General features: G+C 69.0%; 16 protein-coding genes and 1 pseudogene. 7 read left to right on the plus strand and 10 right to left on the minus strand.

Going from position 1 to position 23,688, the window contains the following annotated elements; translation table 11 throughout:
• Positions 1 to 18: 18 nt before the first annotated feature.
• Positions 19 to 2,997 carry a (Fe-S)-binding protein gene (locus NM203_RS08030; protein WP_255059717.1) on the plus strand — a complete coding sequence of 993 codons (2,979 nt, stop codon included), beginning with the start codon at positions 19 to 21 and terminating at the stop codon, positions 2,995 to 2,997.
• Positions 2,998 to 3,028: 31 nt separating this feature from the next.
• A complete protein-coding gene (locus tag NM203_RS08035; protein WP_308212816.1) occupies positions 3,029 to 4,303 on the plus strand; it encodes a pyridoxal phosphate-dependent aminotransferase in 1,275 nt (424 codons plus the stop codon).
• A gap of 101 nt (positions 4,304 to 4,404) precedes the next feature.
• On the opposite strand, the gene NM203_RS08040 is transcribed toward NM203_RS08035, so the two are convergent.
• Complete coding sequence (locus NM203_RS08040; RefSeq protein WP_255059308.1) at positions 4,405 to 4,968, minus strand: TetR/AcrR family transcriptional regulator; 564 nt, start codon at positions 4,966 to 4,968, stop codon at positions 4,405 to 4,407.
• A gap of 59 nt (positions 4,969 to 5,027) precedes the next feature.
• Between NM203_RS08040 and NM203_RS08045 the strand changes: the two are divergent.
• From NM203_RS08045 to NM203_RS08065, 5 genes and pseudogenes are all read left to right on the plus strand, one after another.
• Positions 5,028 to 6,536 (plus strand): annotated as a pseudogene (locus NM203_RS08045) (MFS transporter); the annotation flags it as partial.
• A gap of 670 nt (positions 6,537 to 7,206) precedes the next feature.
• Positions 7,207 to 8,403: a cytochrome P450 gene (locus NM203_RS08050; protein WP_255059309.1), complete on the plus strand. Its 1,197-nt coding sequence runs from the start codon at positions 7,207 to 7,209 to the stop codon at positions 8,401 to 8,403.
• A gap of 5 nt (positions 8,404 to 8,408) precedes the next feature.
• Positions 8,409 to 8,663, plus strand: coding sequence for a ferredoxin (locus NM203_RS08055; RefSeq protein ID WP_255059310.1), 255 nt, complete (start codon positions 8,409 to 8,411; stop codon positions 8,661 to 8,663).
• Positions 8,660 to 9,811 carry a cytochrome P450 gene (locus tag NM203_RS08060; protein WP_255059311.1) on the plus strand — a complete coding sequence of 384 codons (1,152 nt, stop codon included), beginning with the start codon at positions 8,660 to 8,662 and terminating at the stop codon, positions 9,809 to 9,811. Before NM203_RS08055 ends, NM203_RS08060 begins: the two co-directional genes overlap by 4 nt.
• Positions 9,812 to 9,985: 174 nt before the next feature.
• A complete protein-coding gene (locus tag NM203_RS08065) occupies positions 9,986 to 11,245 on the plus strand; it encodes a YibE/F family protein (RefSeq protein WP_255059312.1) in 1,260 nt (419 codons plus the stop codon).
• On the opposite strand, the gene rfbA is transcribed toward NM203_RS08065, so the two are convergent.
• From rfbA to NM203_RS08110, 9 genes are all read right to left on the minus strand, one after another.
• A complete protein-coding gene (gene rfbA, locus NM203_RS08070) occupies positions 11,199 to 12,062 on the minus strand; it encodes a glucose-1-phosphate thymidylyltransferase RfbA (RefSeq protein WP_255059313.1) in 864 nt (287 codons plus the stop codon). The two genes, NM203_RS08065 and rfbA, sit on opposite strands and share 47 nt — an antisense overlap.
• Positions 12,063 to 12,071: 9 nt before the next feature.
• Positions 12,072 to 12,818 (minus strand): maleylpyruvate isomerase family mycothiol-dependent enzyme, encoded by a 747-nt coding sequence (locus NM203_RS08075; protein ID WP_255059314.1) that lies wholly within the window; start codon positions 12,816 to 12,818, stop codon positions 12,072 to 12,074.
• Between the two features lie 2 nt (positions 12,819 to 12,820).
• On the minus strand, positions 12,821 to 14,131 hold the full coding sequence (locus NM203_RS08080) for a cytochrome P450 (RefSeq protein WP_255059315.1): 1,311 nt from the start codon (positions 14,129 to 14,131) through the stop codon (positions 12,821 to 12,823).
• Positions 14,128 to 14,454, minus strand: a complete 327-nt coding sequence (locus NM203_RS08085; protein ID WP_255059316.1) for a DUF1330 domain-containing protein — start codon at positions 14,452 to 14,454, stop codon at positions 14,128 to 14,130. The genes NM203_RS08080 and NM203_RS08085 overlap by 4 nt, the downstream gene beginning before the upstream one ends.
• 23 nt (positions 14,455 to 14,477) lie before the next feature.
• Positions 14,478 to 15,818, minus strand: a complete 1,341-nt coding sequence (locus tag NM203_RS08090; protein WP_255059317.1) for a UDP-glucose dehydrogenase family protein — start codon at positions 15,816 to 15,818, stop codon at positions 14,478 to 14,480.
• An 88-nt stretch (positions 15,819 to 15,906) separates the two neighbouring features.
• A complete protein-coding gene (locus NM203_RS08095; protein WP_255059318.1) occupies positions 15,907 to 17,571 on the minus strand; it encodes a DUF7159 family protein in 1,665 nt (554 codons plus the stop codon).
• A 177-nt stretch (positions 17,572 to 17,748) separates the two neighbouring features.
• Entirely contained in the window at positions 17,749 to 19,065 is a 1,317-nt protein-coding gene (locus tag NM203_RS08100; protein WP_255059319.1) for an ammonium transporter, read from the minus strand.
• An 86-nt stretch (positions 19,066 to 19,151) separates the two neighbouring features.
• Positions 19,152 to 21,953 (minus strand): helix-turn-helix transcriptional regulator, encoded by a 2,802-nt coding sequence (locus NM203_RS08105; RefSeq protein WP_255059320.1) that lies wholly within the window; start codon positions 21,951 to 21,953, stop codon positions 19,152 to 19,154.
• Positions 21,954 to 21,955: 2 nt separating this feature from the next.
• Positions 21,956 to 23,680 (minus strand): hydroxysqualene dehydroxylase, encoded by a 1,725-nt coding sequence (locus tag NM203_RS08110; RefSeq protein WP_255059321.1) that lies wholly within the window; start codon positions 23,678 to 23,680, stop codon positions 21,956 to 21,958.
• Positions 23,681 to 23,688: the final 8 nt, after the last annotated feature.

A 23,688-nucleotide genomic window follows, 5' to 3' on the forward strand; every position in this document is an offset into this window, starting at 1 on the left:
ACCCTGGTGTTGATCACGATGATCATCGGCGTCATCGGCCTGATCGTCGTGCTGGCCCTCGCCGCCAAGCGGGTGCTGTTCCTCGTGAAGCTCATCTCGTCCGGTCAGAAGACGATCGACGAGGATGCCCGCAAGGACAACATGAAGACCCGCATCCTGACGCAGGTCGAAGAGGTCTTCGCGCAGACCCGTCTGCTGCGCTGGAACGTCGCGGGCGTCGCCCACTTCTTCACCATGTGGGGCTTCTTCGTCCTCGGCACCGTCTACCTCGAGGCCTTCGGAGTGCTGTTCTACCCGAAGTTCGCCATCCCGTTCGTCGGGCACTGGGACGCGCTGGGCTTCCTTCAGGACTTCTTCGCGCTGGCGGTGCTGGCGGGCATCATCACGTTCGCGCTCATCCGCGTGAAGCGCGAACCGAAGAAGATCGGCCGCGACTCCCGGTTCTACGGATCGCACACCGGTGGCGCCTGGGTGATCCTCTTCATGATCTTCAACGTCATCTGGACCTACGCCCTGTTCCGCGGCGCTGCGGTCGCGACGGACAACCTGCCCTACGGCTGGGGCGCGTTCTTCTCCCACGGCATGGGTGCGCTGCTGTCGCCACTCGGCGAGACGCCCAACCTGATCATCGAGCGGGTGGCGCTGCTGCTGCACATCGGTGTCGCGCTCGTCTTCCTGCTGATCGTGTTGCACTCCAAGCACCTCCACATCGGCCTCGCGCCGGTGAACGTCACGTTCAAGCGGCTGCCCAACGCGCTGGGCCCGCTGCTGCCGATGGAGTACGACGGCAAGTACATCGACTTCGAGGATCCCGACGAGGACGCGGTGTTCGGTCGCGGCAAGATCGAGGACTTCACCTGGAAGGGCTACCTCGACTTCACGACGTGTACCGAGTGCGGCCGCTGCCAGTCGCAGTGCCCGGCCTGGAACACCGGAAAGCCGTTGTCCCCAAAGCTCGTCATCATGAACCTGCGCGACCACCTGTTCGCGAAGGCGCCCTACATCCTCGGTGACAAGGAGAGCCCGCTCGAGAACACCCCCGAGGGTGGCGTCGGCGAGGCGATTCGCGGCGAGAAGCACAGCGAGGAGCACTCGCACGACCACGTGCCGGAGTCCGGCTTCGAGCGCGTCATGGGATCGGGCCCCGAGCAGGCGACCCGCCCGCTGGTGGGCACCGCCGAGGAGCTCGGCGTCATCGACCCCGACGTGCTGTGGTCCTGCACGACGTGTGGCGCCTGCGTCGAGCAGTGCCCCGTCGACATCGAGCACATCGACCACATCGTCGACATGCGCCGCTACCAGGTGATGGTCGCCTCCGAGTTCCCCGGCGAGCTCGGCGTGCTCTTCAAGAACCTCGAGCAGAAGGGCAACCCGTGGGGCCAGGGCGCCAAGGAGCGCAAGACCTGGATCGACGAGGTCGACTTCGACGTGCCGGTGTACGGCGAGGACGTCGAGAGCTTCGCCGGCTTCGAGTACCTGTTCTGGGTCGGCTGCGCGGGCGCCTTCGAGGACCGCGCCAAGAAGACCACCAAGGCCGTCGCCGAACTGCTCTCCGCCGCGGGTGTGAAGTTCCTGGTGCTCGGCGCCGGTGAGACCTGCACCGGTGACTCGGCCCGCCGCGCGGGTAACGAGTTCCTGTTCCAGCAGCTCGCCGCGCAGAACAAGGAGACCATCGACGAGCTGTTCGAGGGTGTCGAGACCGTCGACCGCAAGATCGTCGTCACCTGCCCGCACTGCTTCAACACGCTGGGCCGTGAGTACTCGCAGCTGGGCACCAATTGGACTGTGCTGCACCACACTCAGCTGCTGAACCGCCTGGTGCGCGACAAGAAGCTCGTCGCTGTCACGCCAGTCGGCCAGGACGTGACGTATCACGATCCGTGCTACCTCGGCAGGCACAACAAGGAGTACGCCGCGCCCCGCGAGCTGATCGGCGCGGCCGGTGCCACGCTCACCGAGATGCCACGGCACGCCGACCGCGGCCTGTGCTGCGGCGCGGGTGGCGCGCGGATGTGGATGGAAGAGCACATCGGCAAGCGCGTGAACCACGAGCGCGTCGAAGAGGCGCTGAACACCGACGCGTCGACGATCGCCACCGGCTGCCCGTTCTGCCGCGTGATGATCACCGACGGCGTGGGTGACGTCGCCGAGAAGATGGGCAAGGAAGCCGACGTGCTCGACGTGGCGCAGCTGCTGCTGGGGTCGCTCGACTCGTCCACGTTCACGCTGCCGGAGAAGGGCACGGCCGCCAAGTGGTCGGCCGAACTCGCCGAGGAACGTGCCAAGCAACAGGCTGCGGCAGCGCCCGCCGAGGTCGAGGACGTCAGCGAGGTTCAGGACGACGAGGTCGACGAGGTCGAGGTCGAGGAGGCCCCCGCCGCCAAGACCGAAGCGGCGAAGCCCGCCAAGGGACTCGGCATCCAGGCCAAGCGCCCGCCGAAGAAGGGCGCCGCCGCCGAGACTGCCACCGAGGCACCGGCAGCCGAGGAGAAGCCCGCCGTCGAGGCGAAGGGTCTCGGCATTCAGGCCAAGCGGCCGCCCAAGAAGGGGGCCGCGACCAAGGCCGAGCCCGCCCCCGCGGCGGAGGCGACTCCCGAACCAGCCGCCGAGCCGGCCGTAGAGGTCAAGGGCCTGGGCATCCAGGCCAAGCGGCCGCCGAAGAAGGGCGCTGCCAAGGCCGCACCCGCAGCGGCGCCGGCAGCTGCACCCGCAGCGGAAGCACCGGCGGCGGAAGCACCGGCCGAGGAGAAGCCCGCCGTCGAGGTCAAGGGCCTGGGCATCCAGGCCAAGCGGCCGCCCAAGAAGGGTGCCGCCAAAGCCGCACCCGCGCCGGAGACCGCACCGGAACCCGAGCCGGAACCCGCTGCGCCGCAGGTGGAGTCGAACAACGGATCGTCGTCGAACGGTCAGGCGAGTGAGCCCGTCGACGAGGCGCCGCGCGTCGAGGTCAAGGGCTTGGGCATCGCCAAGGGCGTCAAGCGCCCGCCGAAAAGGTAAATCGCTGGACACGTGATGGGACGATGAGGACGTGAGTCCGCCACAGCTGCCACCCGGAAACGTCTGGCATACGAGCCATCAGCCGCGTCAGCGCACGTTCACGCAGTCGACCAAACTGCAGGACGTCCTGTACGAGATCCGTGGTCCGGTACACGATCACGCGGCCCGGCTCGAGGCGGAGGGCCACCGCATCCTCAAGCTGAACATCGGCAATCCCGCGCCGTTCGGTTTCGAGGCGCCCGACGTGATCATGCGCGACATGATCCAGGCGCTGCCGTACGCGCAGGGTTACTCCGATTCCAAGGGCATCCAGGCCGCCAGGCGCGCCGTGTTCACCCGCTACGAATTGGTCGACGGTTTCCCGAAGTTCGACGTCGACGACGTGTTCCTCGGCAACGGCGTATCCGAACTCATCACGATGACGCTGCAGGCGCTGCTCGACAACGGCGATCAGGTGCTCATCCCCGCTCCGGACTATCCGCTGTGGACGGCGTCGACCGCACTCGCCGGTGGCACGCCGGTGCACTACCTGTGCGACGAGACGCAGGGCTGGCAGCCCGATCTCGCGGATCTGGAATCCAAGATCACCGAGCGCACCAAGGCCCTCGTCGTGATCAACCCGAACAACCCGACCGGCGCGGTGTACTCGCGCGAGATCCTCGAGCAGATGGTCGAATTGGCCCGCAAGCACCAGCTGCTGCTGCTGGCCGACGAGATCTACGACAAGATCCTGTACGACGACGCCGAACACATCAGCCTCGCGACCGTGGCCCCGGACCTGCTGACGCTGACGTTCAACGGGCTGTCGAAGGCCTACCGCGTCGCGGGTTACCGCTCCGGATGGCTCGTCATCACCGGCCCGAAGGAGCACGCGAGCAGCTTCCTCGAAGGCATCAACCTGCTGGCCAACATGCGACTGTGCCCGAATGTGCCTGCGCAGCACGCCATTCAGGTGGCGCTCGGTGGCCATCAGAGCATCGAGGACCTGGTGCTGCCCGGCGGCAGGCTGCTCGAGCAACGTGACGTCGCGTGGACCAAGCTCAACGACATCCCCGGCGTCTCCTGTGTGAAGCCGGAGGGTGCGCTGTACGCGTTCCCCCGCCTCGACCCCGAAGTGCACGACATCCACGACGACGAGCAGCTCGTCCTCGATCTGCTGCTGCAGGAGAAGATCCTCGTCACACAGGGCACCGGATTCAACTGGCCCGCACCGGATCACCTGCGCATCGTCACGCTGCCGTGGGCTCGCGACCTGGCCAACGCGATCGACCGGCTCGGCAACTTCCTGGCGAGTTACCGTCAGTAGACGATCCCCGCGATTCGGGCGAGGCTGAGAACGCTAGGGCGCCCGGAGAGCGGAACTATTCGCTCTCCGGGAGTGGTGCCACAGTGTGCACACGCCGGCGATCAAGTCAGCGGTTCGTTCCGCTCGGTGAGGACCAGGAGAAGGTCTCGCAGCGTCGTCCGCTCGTCGTCGTCGCTCGGCGTATCGAACATCTCCGTCATCGAGTCGCCGTCGAGTGCGCGCGAGATGATCAGTACCCGCTGAGGGTGAAGTCCGTCGCTGGCCATCTCCGCCTCCCATCGGCGACCGTTGATGCGGGCGTGCTCGAAGAGGCCGGGGATGGCCAGCAGCGCTGACTGCACCGCGATGTTGCGCCACGGCCCGTCACCGATCGACGGGTCGAACGCTGCCCTGATGTGCGCCCGGCAGAATCGACCGGGTCGTCCATCGTCGGGTTCCAGGTGTCGGGCGACTGCGTCGTCGTACTGCTGAATCCAGTGCTCGCACAACGCTCGTAGAAGCGCTTCTCGACTGCGGAAGTGGTGCAACAGGCCGCCTTTGGAGACGCCGGCGTCCCGTGCGACGGCCTCGAGACTCACCTGGGGGCCATGGACCATCAGCGCACGCTCGGCCGCTTCCAAGAGGGCGCGGCGAGTGCGGATCGCATCGCGCTGAACCGTCGTCACCAGCTGAGCATACCGCCGGGGGTTGGCTAACCGACCGTCTGGACGGTAGGTTGACCGTCATGGCTGATCCCCAGCGGTCGATCGACGGCCCAACCAACGACCACGCGGAGGTGAGGACCGCTGGCCGCAAGGAGTGGTTGGGGTTGGCCGTGTTGGTCCTGGCGGTGCTCCTGCTCGCCGTCGACGCCACGGTGCTCTCGCTCGCCGTGCCGTCGCTGGCCGAGGATCTCGACCCCTCGGCCACGCAGCTGCTGTGGATCGTCGATGTGTACTCCTTCGCCCTGGCGGGGTTGTTGGTCACGATGGGCAACCTGGGGGATCGGATCGGGCGGAAACGACTGCTGCTGATCGGGGCCGCCGGCTTCGGGGCGGCATCACTGCTGGCGGCGTTCGCACCGACCGCGGAGTGGTTGATCGCGGCACGTGCGCTGCTGGGTGTGGCCGGTGCGACGTTGATGCCGTCGACCTTGTCCCTGATCCGGACGATGTTCCCGGACGCGCGCCAACGCACTACCGCAATCGCGGTGTGGGGCGGGGCGGCGACCGCCGGCGCGGCTGCCGGACCACTGGTGGGTGGCGTTCTCCTGCAACACTTCTGGTGGGGTTCGGTCTTCGTGATCAACCTGCCGGTGATGGTGCTGCTGCTGATCACTGGAGCCTGGTTGTTGCCGGAGTCGCGGGCGCCGCACTCGGCGCCGCTGGACGTGCTGGGTGCGGTGCTGTCGGTGGCCACGATCATCCCCGCGGTGTATTCGATCAAGCTGCTCGCCAGCGAAGGCCTCGACGTCACCGTGGTCGGGGCGGCGGTGGTCGCAACGGTATGCGGGTCGTTGTTCGTCGCTCGGCAGCGCCGTGCCGCAGCCCCGCTTCTCGACCTGGGACTGTTTCAGTCGAAGGCGTTCTCGAGCGCGGTGGTGGCCAACGTGCTGGCCATCTTCGCGCTCAGTGGGTTGCTGTTCTACCTGTCTCAGTACCTCCAGTTGGTGCGTGGGCTGCGGCCGCTCGCCGCGGGTATCGCGCAGTCGCCGATGACGTTGGCGAGCCTGTTCACCGCGTTCCTAGCGGGTTGGCTGGTGGCGCGCTCGGGCCGCAGCCGGGTCATCGCCGCGGGTTTGGCGTGTGCCGCGGCCGGTGTCGCCGCGGTGGCGGCGGCCGAGGTCGTGCCCGGATACGGGTGGCTGGCCGCCGGGCTGGCGGTCACCGGCTTCGGCGTCGGGTTGGCGCTGACCGTGACCACCGATGCGGTCGTATCAGCGGTGCCAGCCGAACGGGCAGGAGCAGCGGCGGCGGTGTCGGAAACCGGATACGAGTTGGGCGCCGCCCTCGGCATCGCCCTGCTGGGCTCGTTGCACACCGCTCTCTACCGGCGCCATCTGACCCTTCCTACCGGCGTCGCCGACGACATCGCGGAACGGGCCAGGGAATCCCTCGCCTCCGCCATGACCGCGGCGGGTGACGCAGCGCCGAGCCTGAGCGAGCAGATCGTCGGCGCCAGCCGGAGCGCCTTCGTCAGCGCGATGCAGATGACCTCGGCTGTGACGGCTGTGCTGCTCCTGGCCGCGGCCGTCGTGTCGTGGCGCCTCATTACGGCGACGACCGCGCCGCCGCCGGGCCGCCGTGACTCGGTGCGGCAGGATGACACCGCCAGCGGCCGAACGAGGCTGTCTGCGCTGCGCGCGGCGGCCGGGCGCACGGCGGCGGCGATCGCGAGACCGGTCGTGGGCGCGGACGTCGGCGGCATGCTCGAAGCCTCGGTCACCGGGGTCAGGATCGCGCAGGCGGGCCGCGTCGACCGCGCCGATATCCGGGCCGCGGCAGCCCGCGGCGAACCTGCGGCTCTGACGGCGCTCGTGCAGCGGCGCACCGCCACCCGGTACGACTGGATGCGCGCGGAGACGCTTGCGACGGCGTGTCCGAACCCTGGTCCGGCGTTGACCGCATTGACGGCGGTGCGGGCCCAACGACGGCAGTGGGATAAGGCCGAACGACTGGCTCGCGAGGCCGCCTGTCACGGCGCTCCCGCCGCGTTGACGTTGACCGCGATGGCGATGGCCGGTGCGCGGCGCTGGACCGATGCACGCCGCCTGGCCGCCGAGGCGGTTCGACACGGCGATCGCGACGCCATCGTGCACCTGGCGCAGGTGTGCCAGGCCGCAGGGAACACCGACCTGCTCCTCGAACTGACCACCACCACGCTGTTCACCCCGCCCCCAACCGCCGATCGAGAGGACCCCAACGATGTCCGATAGCACCGCATTGCCGCAGATCCTGCAGCGCGACAACGTGTTCGACCCCGACACGGAGCTGACCCGGGCCCGCAACGACGGCGCGCTACCTCGGATTCCGGTGATGTTCTCGGCCACGCCCAAGCTGGCATACGTCGTCACCGACCACGAGCAGGCCCGCACCGTGCTCGCCAACAGCGCCGACTTCGCGGTGGCCGCCGCCGACTTCGGCCCGGTCAGTGACGAGGAGGCCGCCGCGATGCGGGCCGGCAACCTCCTCGAGATGAACCCGCCCGAGCACACCCGGCTGCGCCGGATGCTGGTGTCCGCGTTCACCGCTCGCCGGGTCGCGGCGCTGGAATCACGCATCGCCGAGATCGTCGACGGATTCCTCGACGATCTGGCCGTCCAACCCCAACCCGCCGACCTTGTCGCCCATTTCGCGCTGCCGGTGCCTTCCTTGGTCATCTGCGAACTGCTCGGGGTTCCGTACCACGACCGGGATGAATTCCAGCAGCGAGCCCAGGCGATGGTGGACTCCACCCTCAGTCCCGCCGAGCAATTGCAGGTCGATCGGGAGCAACGTCGCTACATGGCCGGCCTGGTGGCGCTCGCCCAAGCCGATCCCGGCGACGACCTGCTGGGTGCGCTGGTGCGCAGTCACGGCGACCAGGTGTCGGCCGACGAACTCGTCGGCATCGGCTCCCTGCTGCTCATTGCCGGACACGAGACCACCGCCAACATGCTCGGGTTGGGGACGCTGGCCCTGCTGCGCCACCCCGACCAGCTCGCCGCTCTGCGTGAGGACCCCGAATTGATCGAACCCGCCGTCGAAGAACTGATGCGGTGGCTGTCCATCGTGCCCAGCGGCGTGGAACGCATCACGACCCGCGAAGTCGCCATCGGCGAGCACACCATCCCCTCGGGGGAATGCGTCGTCGTCTACCTACCCGCGGCCAACCGCGACCCCGGTTTCGTCACCGACCCCGACCGGTTCGACGTGCGTCGCGGTGCGCTGGGACACGTCGCATTCGGGCACGGCGTCCACCACTGCCTCGGCGCACCGCTGGCCCGAGCCGAAATGCGCATCGCCTTCCCCGCGCTGCTTCGCCGCTTCCCCAACCTGGCGCTCGGCGTGCCGTTCGAAGACATCGCCTACCGCCGACGCCAGGCCGTGTACGGCGTCCACGCACTCCCGGTTACCTGGTAGCTCCCGTGTCCGACCGCGTCGTCCGGCTACACGCCGACTCAGAGACATGCATCGGCGCAGGCATGTGCGTCACCACCGCCCCCGGTGTCTTCGACCAAGACGACGCCACCGGGATCGTCGTGTTGCTCACCCGAGTTCCCGAGGCCGCCCACCTCGACGCCGTGCGCCGCGCCGTCGCCTGCTGCCCGTCGGGCGCGTTGACGCTCACCGAGGATCCCGAGCCCGAGACACCGCACCATTCGGAAGGAGTCGTGCCATGAACGAATCGCAGTTCCCCGCAGACGAAGTGGGCCTGGACCTCACCGAGGCCACGATGGCCCTGGCCGAGAGGCCGGCACACCGGTTCGAAATCGACGGCCGGGTCACCTGGCTGCTGACCCGCCACGATGACATTCGTCAACTCCTGACCGACCCGAGGTTCTCCCGCGCCGAGCTCGCCAAACCCGGCAACCACGACTCGATCTCGATGATGGATCCACCCGACCACAGTCGGGTCCGATCAATCGTCGTGCGTGCCTTCAGCGCCCGCCGAATCACAGCACTACGCGAACGCACCGAGGCGATCGCCGCCGCCCTGATCGACGACATGTTGCGCCACGGTCCGCCCGTCGACCTGATAGAAGCCTTTTGTCTGCCCCTTCCCGTCACCGTGATCAGCGAACTGCTGGGTGTCCCGGACTCCGATCGCGAGAGGTTCGCCCAGTGGTCCAGGGACCTGATGTCGACTGCAGATCCGTCGCGGGTCGTGTCGGCCGAGGAGGACCTGGACCACTACATGAAGGCGCTGATCGAAACGAAACGCGCCGCGCCAGCCGACGACCTGCTCGGGGTGATGATCGCGGCCCGCGACGACGAGCAGCGGCTCGACGAGCAGGAGATGGTCGATCTGGCAGCCGGCGTGCTCGTCGGGGGTCACGAGACGACGGCCACGCAGCTCGCCAACTTCACCTACCGCCTGCTCGAGAACCCGGGTCTCGCGGACTCGCTACGACGCGATCCCCAGCAGATGCCCTCGGCGATAGAGGAACTCCTGCGGCTGACCCCGCTGGGCAGTGGGGTGGCGGGGACGTTCGGCCAGATGGCCACCGAAGATCTCGTGATCGCCGGAGTCAACGTGCGTGCGGGCGAGATCGTCGTGGGTGCCTCGGCGATCGCCAATCGCCAGCACGACGTGTTCCCCGACCCCGATCAGGTCGGACTCGACCGGAACCCGAATCCGCACATCGCCTTCGGTCACGGCGCGCACCACTGTCTCGGCGCGCCCCTGGCCCGCATGGAACTCGACGTCGGCCTCAGCGCCCTTCTGGCCCGCATTCCAACACTTACTTTCGCGATCGAACGGGATGACCTGCCATGGCGAACCAATAGCGCAGTGCGCGGCTTACTTTCGCTGCCAGTGACATGGTGATCAGCGAGGTCGCTTCCCGTGTTGATCCGAAAGCGCGACGAAGGAAGGTTCGATACGGCTTAGATCTCGACCCTCGATGCCGTGGCGACAACGGCTTCAGTTGCCCGTTCCGGCGCGGAGGAAACGAGACAGCCGCAAGGCACCTCGCGCAGCCCTCACCTCTAACCTGTCCGGGTGACGCATTCCCATTCGCACTCGCACGCGTCCGGCCCGGCGCCCCTCGGCCCGCTGGCCGCCAAGATCGTCGTCGGCCTGCTCGTCGGCATCGGGGTCGTCGTCGTCATCGGCGCCGGTCTGCTGTGGCCGGCGCAGCAGACCGTGGACATCCCGCTGCCGTACCAGAACTCCTCGGGCAACGCGGTGACGACGGAAGCCGGGCACGTGGTGTCCACGAGGGCCGCGGCCTGCGGCGATCAGTCGGTGGGGAAGGTGCTCACATCGGAGCCCGCTCGCGTCGAGGGTGACGCGAACTGCCGACAGTCTCAGATCGCGATCGACTCGGGCCCCAACCAGGGCGCGTACACGCTGGTGGAGTTCAGCAACGGGCCAGGGCAACCCAACCTCGCCGTCGGTGAACACGTCAGGATCACTCGTCAGGTCGACCCGACCGGTGCGACCAGTTACGCCTTCTACGACTACGAACGGACCTGGTCTCTCGCCGGCCTCGCGGCGGTGTTCGCGATCGTGGTCGTCGCCGTGGCCCGGTGGCGCGGGCTGCGCGCCCTGCTCGGCATCGTCGTGGCGTTCGTCGTTCTCGTGGTGTTCCTGCTCCCCGCCCTGCGCGACGGGGCCTCCGCGGTTCCGGTGTCGCTGGTGGCGTCGGCGATCATCCTCTACGCGGTGATCTACCTCGCCCACGGCGTCAGCCTTCGCACCAGCGCAGCCCTGCTCGGCACGCTCACCTCACTGCTGCTCGCGGCGGTACTGTCTTGGGCGGCAATCGAATTGACGCATCTGACCGGACTCTCCCAGGAGGACAACAACGCCGTCGCGGCCTACCTCGGCAACGTGTCGATCACCGGTCTGCTGCTGGCCGGGTTCATCATCGGCTCGCTCGGCGTGCTCAACGACGTCACGATCACCCAGGCGTCGGCGGTGTTCGAACTCGCCCAGACCGGAGCGTCGCGCAAGGACGTCTTCGTCGGCGCGATGCGGGTGGGCAGTGACCACATCGCCAGCACGGTCTACACGCTGGTTCTCGCCTACGCAGGCAGCGCGCTACCGCTCCTGCTGTTGTTCAGCGTCGCCGACCGCTCGCTCGGCGACGTGCTCACCAGTGAGAACGTGGCCATCGAGATCGCCAGGTCGGCGGTCGGCGGGATCGCGCTGGCGCTGTCGGTGCCGCTGACGACCGGCATCGCGGCGGTGCTCGCCACCCCGCAGCGCGCTAACCCTCCAGCAGTTTCAGAAGGTAGGCGCCGTAACCGGACTTGAGCAGCGTGTTCGCCCGTGCCGCAAGCTGATCGTCGTCGATGAACCCGACGCGCCACGCGACCTCCTCGGGGACGCTGATCTTGAGACCCTGCCTGCGTTCGATCGTGCGGACGTAATCGCTGGCGTCCAGCAGCGAGTCGAAGGTGCCGGTGTCCAACCAGGCGGTGCCGCGCGCCATCACCTCCACCGACAGCCGCCCCGCGTCGAGGTAGCGCTGGTTGATCTCGGTGATCTCGTACTCACCGCGGGCCGACTTCTCCAGCGATCGGGCGATCTCCAGGACGTCGTTGTCGTAGAAGTACAGGCCCGGCACCGCGTACTGCGACTTCGGCGTCGACGGCTTCTCCTCGATCGACAGTGCGGTGCCGTCGGCGTCGAACTCGACCACGCCGTACGCCTTCGGGTTCGCCACCCAGTAGGCGAAAATCGCTCCGCCACTGACGTTCTGGAAGCGCTTGAGGCTGGTGCCCAGGCCGGGACCGTAGAAGACGTTGTCGCCCAACACCAGCGCGACGGAGTCGCCGCCGATGTGGTCGGCGCCGATCACGAACGCCTGCGCCAGCCCGTCCGGCCGGTCCTGGACCGCGTAGCTCAGGTTGATCCCGAAATCGGAACCGTCCCCGAGCAATCGACGGAAGGCCTCCGCGTCGTGCGGCGTGGTGATCAGCTGGATGTCGCGAATCCCGGCGATCATCAGCGTCGACAAAGGGTAGTAGATCAGCGGCTTGTCGTACACCGGCAGCAGCTGCTTGCTGACGCCCATCGTGATCGGATACAGCCGGGTGCCCGATCCGCCCGCCAGGATGATTCCCCGCATGGCAGCAGCCTAGAACGGCGTGCGGCTCAGCCAGCCATCCCATACCGCGGCATCGCCGAACACCTCGAGAGCGGCATCCGCCGAGGACGCGCGGCGCGTGATCGCCAGCAGCAGGTTCGTCGCCGTCCCCTTCACCGCGGCCTCCCCCTTCACGTGGTCGTGCGACCAGTTCAGGCCGTCCTCGTCGTGGGTGATCGTCCACTCACCGGTCGGGCCCAGGCCGTCGTCGCTGGCGTGCAGGTGCAGGGTGAACCCGCGCGCCAGGGGCGGGTCGGGGCGACGCGCCTGAACGGCCAGGTCGATCCACTCGCTCACGCCGTCGGCCGCCAGTTCCGCGGGCAGCGTCAGATCGCCGCCGAGGGCAAGCACCGCGTCGGCCCGGTGCACGACCTGCTCGTGGACGCGGCGCCGGATCCACCAGCCCGCGGGTTTCCCGCCGTTGAACGTCCACACCCGTGCCTCTGCGCCGACGTGGTCGACTGCGTCGACGACCAGCTGTGCGCCGGAGTTGAACCACGCGATCGCGTCGTCGAGGTCCTCGGGCGGTTTGCCGTCGCGGACCTCTCTGGGATCCAGTGGCTCGGTGCGGCGTTCGCCGATGATCTGGGCACACCACCGGTTCCCGCGGCCGACGTGCTTGAACAGCTGCTGGAGCGTCCAGCCGGGGCACGTCGGGATCGGGGTGGCCGGGTCGGCGTCACGGTAGAGATCGGCGAAGGCCTTGGTCTCCTCGATGAGGGCTGCTCGGAAGTCCACACCTAGGAACGTACGCCTGCCCGCGCCTGCCCGAGCGCGATCGGGAGCTCCGCCCAGCCGCGCAGCACGCGGGTGTCGCGACGACTTCCCGAGCCCGCCAGCCGGGCATCGGGATAGCGCTCGAAGAACGCCCGCAGGCCGACCTCGCCCTCCGCGCGAGCCAGTGCGGCACCGAGGCAGAAGTGCCTGCCGCCGGAGAACGACAGGTGCCTACCCGCGTTCTCGCGGGTGATGTCGAAGCGGTGCGGGTCCTCGAAGACGGCGGGGTCGCGGTTGGCGCCGGCGAGGTAGAGGATGACGAGCTCGCCGGCGCGCACCGTGCGGCCGGCCACCTCGGTGTCGACGACGGCGATGCGTGCGCTCAGCTGCACCGGCGACTCCAGCCGCAGGATCTCCTCGACCGCGCCCGGCCACAGTTCCGGGTCCTCGAGCACCATCGCGAGCTGATCGGGGTGCTCCAGCAGGATCCGGATACCGCTGCCGAGGAGGTTCACCGTGGTCTCGAAACCGGCGGCGAGCACCAGGCCCGCCGTCGCGCGCAACTCCTCGTCATTGAGGCGTGCGCCGTCGTCCGAGGCCTCGATCAGCTGGCTCATCAGGTCGTCACCGGGGTCGCGGCGCAGCGCGGCGATGTGGTTCCTCAGCCAGGCGTTGAACCCGTCGAGCCCGTTCTCGACGGCGAGGTACTGCTGCCACGACAGCCCGATGTCCAGACTGGGCGCGGCGAGCTCGCCGAACTCGAGGATGCGCGGACGGTCGGCGTCGGGGACCCCCAGAATGTCGCCGATGACGGTGACGGGCAGCTGGGAGCAGTAGCGGTCGACGACGTCGACGGTCCCGCCGTCCAGCTCCGCGATCAGCGCCGTGGCCGCCTGCTGCACGCGGTCCCGCAGGGCGGCAACGGCTCTGGTGGTGAAGACCGACGACACGGTCTTGCGATAGCGGGTGTGCTCCGGCGGCTCGACCGACAGCAGCGACGGAGGCAGCAGCGGGTGCAGGCGGCCCTGCACCGTCGTGCGCTGCTCGAGCCAGCCCAGCGGGCCCGGCAGCGTGCGGCCGATCGCGGTCACCGCGAAGTCGTCGGAGCGCAGCAACTGGTGGGCGATGGCGTGGTCGGCGGTGAGCCAGGCGGCACGGCCGCGGACCAGCGGTCCGCGCGCCCGGAGTTCGTCGGCGAAGCCCCCGGGGTCGGTGCGCACCGCCGGGTCGGCGATGAGCCTGCCCTGCATCTCGCCGCGTTTGGCGCCGAAGGACGCCAACCCGCGGATGACACCGTGAAGGGCGAACCAGTGCAGTCGCTGACGGGCCGTCATGACCCGAGCTTAAGCACCGGTCGCAGATCGTCCAACCGATCGAACAGTTGCCAGACGTAGGAGCTGGTGCCGTTCTCGCGGTGAGCGTGCAGGTCGCCGAGCGTGGGATCGGAACAGTAGCCGTCGAAGGCCTCCCGGCTGGGCCACTCGACGAGGATCAGTACCTGCCGCGGCGTGAAGTCACCCTGCACGTTGTCGGCGAACTTGCCGAGCGCGACAACCCGGCCGCCGTAGCGCGCGACCTCGGCCACCGAGCGCTTGGAGTAGGCCAGGTACTCGTCGCGGTCGGCGACGTCGAACAGGTTCAGTGCGTAGACCGTCATGGACCCCAGGCTACGACGACGTACTACGACGCCTTCGCCTCCGCGAGGTTGCGGCCCAGCGCGTGCACCGTCCAGCCCGCCCGCTGCCAGGTGGCGACGTCGAGGCAGTTGCGGCCGTCCACAACGACTTTCGCGCGCACGATGTCGGCGAGCTGATGCGGATCGAGGTCGACGAACTCCTGCCACTCGGTCAGCACCAACACCGCGTCCGCGCGGTCGCAGGCCTCGGCGACCGACGTCGAGTAGTTCAGCGTCGGAAACACGCGCTGCGAGTTCTCCATGGCCTTGGGGTCGTACACGTTCACGGTGCCGCCGTTGAGCTGAAGCAGACCGGCGACGTTCAGCGCGGGCGAGTCGCGGACATCGTCGGACTCGGGCTTGAAGGCCGCTCCGAGCACGGCGATGTTGGCGCCGAGCAGCGAGCCGCCGCAGGCCCTGGTGGCCAGTTCGACCATGCGGGTGCGCCTGCGCATGTTGATGCTGTCGACCTCGCGAAGGAACGTCAGGGCGTGGTTCGCGCCGAGTTCTCCCGCTCGGGCCATGAACGCACGGATGTCCTTCGGTAGGCAGCCGCCGCCGAATCCCAGTCCGGCATTGAGAAATCGGCGACCGATGCGCGGGTCGTAGCCCAGCGCATCGGCGAGCAGCGTGATGTCGGCGTCGACGGCCTCGCACACCTCGGAGATGGCGTTGATGAACGAGATCTTGGTGGCCAGGAACGCGTTCGCCGAGACCTTCACCAGTTCCGCGGTCTGCAGGTCGGTGACCAGGAACGGCACCTCGTCGGCGAGCATGTCGGCGTACAGTTCGCGGATCGCCGACTCGGCATGGCGCGAATCACGTTGCACGCCAAGCACGATGCGGTCGGGGTGCAGGGTGTCGTGGACGGCGAAACCCTCACGCAGAAACTCCGGGTTCCACGCGATCTCCACGTCGAGGCCGGCCGGTGTCAGCCCACGGGCGCGTTCGGCGAGGTCCGCGGCGGTGCCGACGGGCACCGTCGACTTGCCGACGATCACCGCGGAACGGCGCAGCCTGGGCACCAGCGTGTCGATGACGGCGTGCACGTGGCGAAGGTCGGCGCCGTACTCACCCTTCTTCTGCGGGGTGCCGACGCCGAGGAAGTGCACATCGGCGAACTCCGCCGCCTCGTCGTAATCGGTGGTGAAGTGCAGTCGGCCCGCTTCGATGTTCTCGCGCAGGATCTTTCGCAGTCCGGGCTCGTAGAACGGGATGTCACCCGACGCCAGCTTCGCGATCTTGCCGGGGTCGATGTCGACCCCGACCACCTCGTGGCCCAGCGCCGCCATTCCCGCGGCGTGCGTGGCTCCGAGGTAACCGGTACCGAATACGGTGCATCGCATACTGCCTGGATATGCGGCTGCGATGAGCTAACTGCAACGCGACACTGAGCGGCAGACCAACGTTGGGTGACGAGTGAGCGGTCCGCGCCTAGCTGCAGAAGATCAGGAAGCAGTTCTGGCCGCCTCCACCGCCTTGGCCGCCGCCACCGCCGCCGTAGCCACCTTGGCCGCCACCACCGCCGCCGTAGCCACCGCGACCGCCGCCGTCACCACGGCCTCCGCTACCACCGTCGTTACCGCTGCCGGGCCACTGCGAACCGGGTGAGCCACCCGATCCCTGACCCGGCCACTGCGGGTAGTCCGGCCGCGAGGGCGGCGCCTGCGGCGGCGTGTACGGCGGCTGCTGAGGCTGCTGAGTGGGCCACTGCGGGGCCTGCGGCCAGTCGTCGTCATCGTCGTATCCGCCCGGCGGCCACTGCTGCCACGGCGGCCGCTGGGTCGGCGGCCTCCACTGCGGCTGCTGCCAGATCGGCGGGAAGAGGACCGGCGGCACGATCGCCGGCGGGTTGTACGCGGGCACGGGCGCCGGGGCGACCGGCAGCGGTGCCGGCGGGGCGGCCGGTACCGGGGCCGGTGCGGCGGGCGCGGGTGCCGCCGGGGCCTCGACGTACACGTTGCGCGGCGGTGCTTGCGGGGCCGGAGCCTGCTGGACTACGGGCACCGGGGCCTTGATCGTCTCCGGCGCGGGTGCGGGCGCCGGGGCCGGGGCCGGGGCGGGCGCGGGCGCGGGGACGACTGCCTCGGGGACCGACGGCACCACCTCGGCGGGTGCTGCGGGGATGAGCGGCGGCACCGCCTGAGGACGCTGGTCGGCGGTCGGCCGGATGCTGACGGCCAGCGAGATGACGAGAGCCACCACGCCTATGACGAAGATGGACGTGAGTGCACTACCCACCAGGAGGAACGGCTTGCTGCCCTCGTCCGCGGGCCGATCGGCATCGAAGTCGTACCCGTCGTCGTACGGGTCGTCGACGGGACGCAGCATCGTCGCCGCCCCCGCCAGCCCGAGGTAATCGCCGCCTGCGGTGGGGCCGTCGGGATCCTGTGAATACGCCAGTCCAGCGGTGGTGGCGTCGAGGGCGGGCGCGGTGGCCGCGGCGATCGCGGCGCCGCGCGCCAGTGCCAGCGACGACTCCTCGGGTGCGCTGACGGGCAGGGCGACGAGACCCTGCAGGTGCTCCTTGACAGCGGCGATGTCGACACCCGAGCCCACGACGAACATGCCCTGCGGCGGCGCGGAGTGAGCCTCGACCGCGGCGGCCATCTCGCCGAGCACGGCCATGGCGTCGCTGCTGTGCAAATCGGTGCTGAGCACCTTGACGATCGACCCGTCGTCGCTCTGGACGACCGACAGCGTCGCGGTATCGCGGTCGATGAAGAGCAGAGCGGTGCTGGTGTAGCCGACGGCACGGCCCGCGGCCTGGGCGAGCGCACCCGCGGCGTGCAATTCGGAGACGAGCATCACGTCACGGATGCCGTGGGCCGCGAGGCCGTCGCGCAATTGGGCGGCCTCGGCGCGATCACTCCAGGTGACGCCGATGGACTTCAGGACGTGCCCGCCCTCGGCCGCGCTCTCCTGGGTTCCGAGTACTGCGGCGACCACTTGCTCGGCCACGCCGTTGGTTGCTGAGTCGTCCGACGGCGACACCTCGAAGGTGTCGTGGTCGACGATCGGACCGTCGCCCTTTTCACCCTCGACCAGCACCAAGCGGACCGTCTTAGGCGTCAACGACACACCTAGTACGATGTCCACTGACCCCTCCAATATGTTTGCTACGGTTATCCGTCGCCTCCGCGCGATGACCTGTCGCGGTGCGCCGACTAGTTGTTTCATCGACCCGACCTGCACGATCGTTACACCTGCGGCGTTAGCTATGCACGTGGCCGGGACGCCCATCCGAGGCTACTCGCGTGGGCGGCCGGCATCGACTCAGTTCTCGTCGGCGGCGTCCGGTCGGGGGCGCGGAGCGTTCAGGTCCCCGAGGCCCGACGGGCGCCGGTTCGCGAGGTGGCCGTGCACGCCTTCGGCGTATGCGGTCTCGGCGTGCTGGGTGAAGTCGACGCCGGTGGTTTCGTCCTCCGGACTGAGCCGGAAGCCCATGACCCGGTCGATGAGTTTGGCCAGCAGGTAGGACACGCCGAACGCGTAGACCGCGACGACCGCGGCCCCCAGCGCCTGCTTACCGAACTGCAGGAAACCGCCGCCGTAGAAGAGGCCCGCCGCGCCGCCGGTCATCACCTCGGTTGCGAGCAGGCCGATCAGCAGCACGCCCACGACACCGCCGACGAAGTGCACGCCGACGACGTCGAGCGAGTCGTCGTACCCGACCTTGAACTTCAGGCCGATCGCGAACGAACACACGACGCCCGCTGCCAGCCCGACGACGACCGCGCCGAGCGTGTTCACCGTGCCGCACGACGGCGTGATGGCGACCAGGCCCGCGACGACACCGGACGCTGCGCCGAACGTCGTGGGCCGACCGTCGCGGAACTTCTCGACCGCGAGCCAGCCGAGCATCCCGAGGCAACCGGCCACCAGCGTGTTGAGGAAGATCGCCGCGGCCATGCCGTTGGCGGCGAGCGCCGAGCCGGCGTTGAAGCCGAACCAGCCGAACCACAGCAGGCCGACGCCGAGGAGCACGAAGGGCAGGTTGTGTGGCCGCATGGCGTCCTTGTTGAACCCGATGCGCGGGCCGAGCACCAGGGCGAGCGCCAAAGCCGACGCACCGGAGACGATCTCGACGACGAGGCCGCCCGCGTAGTCGAGCACGCCGAGCTTGAACAGCCAGCCCTCGGGGTTCCACACCCAGTGCGCGACCACTGAGTAGACGACGATCGCCCACACCGGCACGAACACCACCCACGCGGAGAAGCGGGCGCGGTCGGCGATCGCACCGCTGACGAGCGCGGCCGTGATGATCGCGAACGTGAGCTGGAACGTGGCGAAGAGCAGTTCCGGGACCGCGCCGTGCAGGGTGTCGGGTGCGATGCCCGTCATCCCGAAGTGCGCGAGGTCGCCGATGAGGCCGAATCCGCCGCCGTCACCCGAGAAGGCCAGCGAGTAGCCGGCCAGCAGCCAGGCCACCGTCACCAGCGGGATCGAGATGAAGCTCATCATGATCATGTTCAGGACGCCGGTGGTGCGCACCATGCCGCCGTAGAAGATGGCCAGACCGGGGGTCATCAGCAGCACGAGGGCGGTGCTGGCGAGCAGCCAGGCGGTCGCGGCGGGATCGAGTTCCTGCATTCGAAGGAGAATGTCGGCGCCGCGTTTCAGCTGAGGGACGAACGTGTTTCCGGCATGTTTCGTGTTTCGCGGCGGTTACCGACTGCTCACGGCATGTCGGCGAGCCGGCTGCCGATCGCGGCGCGGTTCTTGATGCCCAGTTTCCGGTAGACGCGGCCGAGGTTCTGCTCGACGGTCTTGGGGCTGATGAACAGCGTCGCGGCGATGTCGCGGTTGGTCATGCCGGTGGCCGCGAGCTCCGCGACGCGCTGTTCGGACGCGGTGAGCACGGTACCGTCGCCGCGCTTCCCCTTCACCCTGGCGAGCTCGGCCTCGGCGCGTGCCACCCAGAGCGCGGCGCCCATCTCCTCGAACACCGATGCTGCAGCGCGCAGGGTCGCGGCCGCGGGATCCCGGAGCCTGCGCCTGCGCTGCAGCTGACCGAGGAGCAGCAGGGTCCGCGCGCGTTCGAGCGGCATGGGCAGCCGGTCGTGCCAGTCCAGTGCGACCCGCACGGCCTGCTCGGCCTCGACGACGTCGCCGCGCGCGGCCAGCGACATGGCCCGGCAGCGGCCGGCGACGGCGAGCATCCACGGCCGGTCCACCCGCCGCCCGTTGCGCTCCAGGACGTCGACGATCTGATCGGCCTCCTCGAGCCGGCCCAACGCGATCAGCGCCTCCGCGGCGTCGGGTAGATACCAGGAGTGCATCAGCTCGGTACCGGGCACGATCTGCAGGCGCTCGAGCAGCGGTGCGACGGCCGCCACCGCCGCTTCGTGGTTGCCGAGCGACACCTCCACCAGGCACAGCGTCATCCGCGGCCAGTCGGCCATCCGCGTGGCCCCGCACTCGAGCGCGGACTGCAACGCGGTGTCGGCGTCCGCGCGGGCGGCCTCTTCCAGACCCAGCTGGGCGGCGACCACGCTGCGGACGCTCAACGGGATGATCTCGACGTGGTCGCCACCCAGCTGTTGCGCCCGCTCAACGGCTTCATCGGCGAAAGTAGCTGCGGCAGTTAGGTTTCCGCGCCACATCTCGACGAGAGCCTGGTAGCTGGCCACCGCCATCATGCTGCGATCGGCGCCGCGCTCGTCGTAGTGCCCCCGCACGCCGACCAGCTGCTCGGCCGCGTCGTCGAGCCGGCCGGTCCACGCCAGCAGCAGTGCGTTGACCGCGCTCGCCTTGAAGGGGAACGCGACGTCGTCCGCGTCGTCCTCGAGCGCGAGCGCGGTGTCGATCGCGGTCCGGTCGACGCCCTCGCCGTGGATGAACAGGGTGTGCGCCCACATGGCCTGCGCCTGGCTCTTCACCGACGGCGAGACGCCGGGGTCGTCCGCCAATTCGACTGCGCGGCGCGAGTTCTCCCGCATGACGTCGAAGAGGCCCTTCTCCGAGACCCCCTCGGCCCCCTCCATCCCCTCCGCGAACGATCCCATGCCCTGCGCCCACGACAGCGACATCAGGGCTTGCACGACGACGGTCGGCAGGTCGCTGGCCTCCTCGGCGGATCTGGTCAGCAGCTGCGTCGCCTCGGCGTAGCGGTTGTCGAAAAGGCACATGGCGCCGAGCAGGTTGAAGGCGATGGCGCGCAGCACGCCCGGTCGCAACTCCTCAACGGTGTCCTCGAGCAGGGTGCGGGCGCGCTTCGTGTCCCCCGCCTGGAAGTGATCGCCCGCGGCGCGCAGGCGGCGCCACGGTTTGTCGCCACCCAGCCCGATCGCCAGCTCCAGCAGTTCGGCCGCCGCGGCCGGTGCGCCGCGGGTACGGGCGGTGTCCGCGGCGCCGTCGAGAGCGGCCAGCGTGTCCTCGTCGGCGCTGGTGGCGGCCAACGCCAGATGCCGCGCCTTGAGTTCGGGTTGCGATTCGATGGCGGCGAGCGAGCGGTGCATCGCCCGCCGGGCAAAGGGCGCCGCGTCCCCGTAGATACCGCGCGCCAGCAGCGGGTGCGCGAACCGCACCTGGTTCCCGTCGATCCAGATGATGCCGTCGGTCTCCACGCCCTCGAGCAACTCCACGACCTCTTCGGGTGTCGAATCATTGGCGCGCGCAACGAGATCGACCGTCGGCGCGGCGACGGACGCGACGGTGAGCAACACCTTGCGCACGTCGGCGTCGAGCTTGCCGAGGCGCACCCGCACCAACTCGGCCAGCGTGCTGGGCAGCCCGGTCTGCGACGCGGAACCCCGGTCGTCCATCGCGCGGGCCAATTCGAGCGCGTAGAACGGGTTGCCGCCGGAGACCTCCGCGATGCGGACTATCGCGGCCCGCGAGAACGAGCGGTCGAGCTTGCGCAGGATCAGTGCGTGCAGGGCGCCGAGGCTGACGGGGCCCAGTCGCAGGTTCGACACCGCTTCGAGGCCGCCGAACCTCAGCCACGACGTCGTCGTGCCCTGCAGCGGTTCGCATCGCTCGCTGAAGAGGAACTTGACCGGGCCGGTCAGCCGGCGTGCGACGAATGCGACGACGGCCTTGCTCGAGGTGTCCAGCCACTGCACGTCGTCGATCGCGAGCAGCACCGGGCGCTCGCTGCTGAGCGCCTCGAGGACCGCCGCCACGGCCGCGGCGACGACCCGCTGGTCGGTGACGGGACCCTCGGATCCCGCGGTGAGAAGCACCCGGTACACCGCCAGACGCTGCAGGTCGGGCAGGGCCTCGATGGCGGCGGGGTCGACCTCGGCCAGCAGATCCGCCACCCCGGCGTAGGCCAGCACCGACTCGGCCTCACTCGGACGCGAGGTGGCGACGAGGTGCCCACGCGCTCGCGCGGCGTCGCACGCCGTGGACCACAGGGTGGTCTTGCCGATGCCCGCCTCGCCCTCGACGACCAGCGCCCGCGGACCGTCCTGCGCATCCAGGAAGCCCTCGATGGCCGTGTTGGCCACCGCGTGCGCGATGACGTCGGTGGCCACGCCTACCTCCTCCCCAGGATCGCGCTGCCGCCGCGGCGTCGCAGGGTCGCCAACGCGGCGCGTGCGGCGAGGCCGGTCGGTTCGAGTTCGCCGTCCTCGTTGAGGCGGAACGGTGCGGGTGCGGGCTTGCGCCCGAGTCGCCACCGAAGTCGATCGAGTTGCCGGAACGGCCAGAACACCCAGGGCTCTTGCAGCGCGTGGACGTCGCAGCGCCGCGCGGTCGATCCCGTCGCCGCGAGGATGCCGTTGACCGCCCGCCTGGCCGCTTCGTTCGCACCCTCCATCGTCGCGAGATCGGTGTTGGTGCGGACGAAGTCGGCCGCCAGGAACAGGTTCGGGATCGCGGTGGTGGCGTCCGGTCGGTGCGCCCACGACCCCTTGGTGTTGACCAGCAGCGGCTCGGCGTTGGTGGCCTGACCGGGATTCGGGAACTCGATCGCGGGATCGAGGAACCACGTGACCACGTTGGACTCCCGCAGCGACCCGTCGTCGATGTGGGCGACCAGCTGGGCCCAGACCTCCTGCCGGATCTCCTCCTTCGAGCACGCCGACGCGGCCTTGCCGGTCACCGGTCCGGGTTTGGTCCAATCCGAAACATCAACGGAGAGAACCCCTTCGACACGTCCGTCGCCGCGCTGTTCGAGGTCGACGTCCGGCCAGAACTGTTTCTGCGAGATCGCCGTCAGCGCCCACTCGGAGTCGATGAAGATGGCGTGGCCGTGTTCGAGCGGGACGTCCTCGTCGAGGTAGAACATGACACCGGTCATCCACTCCTTCTTGAGCTCGCTGATCAGCGCCAGGCGGGGCTCCGCGGCGCGCATCGCCGGTGAGATGAGCAGTTCGAAGCGCTCGGCGGGTAGTGCGGCGATGTAGTGGTCGGCCTCGATGGACTCGTCGCCGTCGGGCGTCGTGATCGTCACCGAGGTGATTCGCTCGCCGTCGCAGAGGATTCCGGACACCCCGCTGTGCGGACGAAGCGTCACCCCGCGGCGTTCCAGCAGCGCGAGCCACGGGTCGATCCACACCTCGCTCGTCGGTCCGTCGAGCACGTTGTCCAGCCGGCCGTCGATCTGCAGCATGTCGTAGAGAAGCTGGCAGAGCACGGTGGAACCGGTGCGGGCGGACATCTGGTCGGCCTTCGCGGCGACGAGCGTGCGCGTCATCCCGGTGGCGAGGAACTTCTGATATGCCGCGGACTTGCGCGTCGCCTCGACGAAGTCCCACCAGCTGGTCGCCTCGAATTCGTGGAGGCGTCGCTCGTCGCACGACGTCATGGCCGTGAGGATCTTCTCGACGAACACGGCGAACTCCGTGACGGGCACGCCCGCAGTGAGAACAAGTTCGCGAATACTGCGCAAGCCGGTGATCATCTGCGTCAGCGACGTGGGAAACCCTGCGGGCGCGATCAACTCGTTGCGGCCGCCGGCCTGCGCCATGAGCATCTCGGTGCACTTGGTGAGGTTGTCGTACACCGAGCCGCCGTCGTACGGGATGCGCTTCATGGTGTCGGTGACGTGCCGATAGAAGCCGGGGAAGAAGCGGAACCCGTGCTCGGCGGGGAGGTCCTGCCGCCCGTCGGTGCCCGACCCCGGCACCGGCATGGATCGCGCCTTGCCGCCGAACTCGCCGCGCGCCTCGTACACGGTCACGTCGAAACCGCGCTCCGACAACTCGTGCGCGGCGCTCAGACCGCCGACGCCCCCACCCAGGATCGCCACCCTCGTCACGGCGTGAC

Origin of the sequence: Mycolicibacterium arenosum (assembly GCF_024320865.1) — a bacterium.
In the GTDB taxonomy this organism is placed as follows: domain Bacteria; phylum Actinomycetota; class Actinomycetes; order Mycobacteriales; family Mycobacteriaceae; genus Mycobacterium; species Mycobacterium arenosum.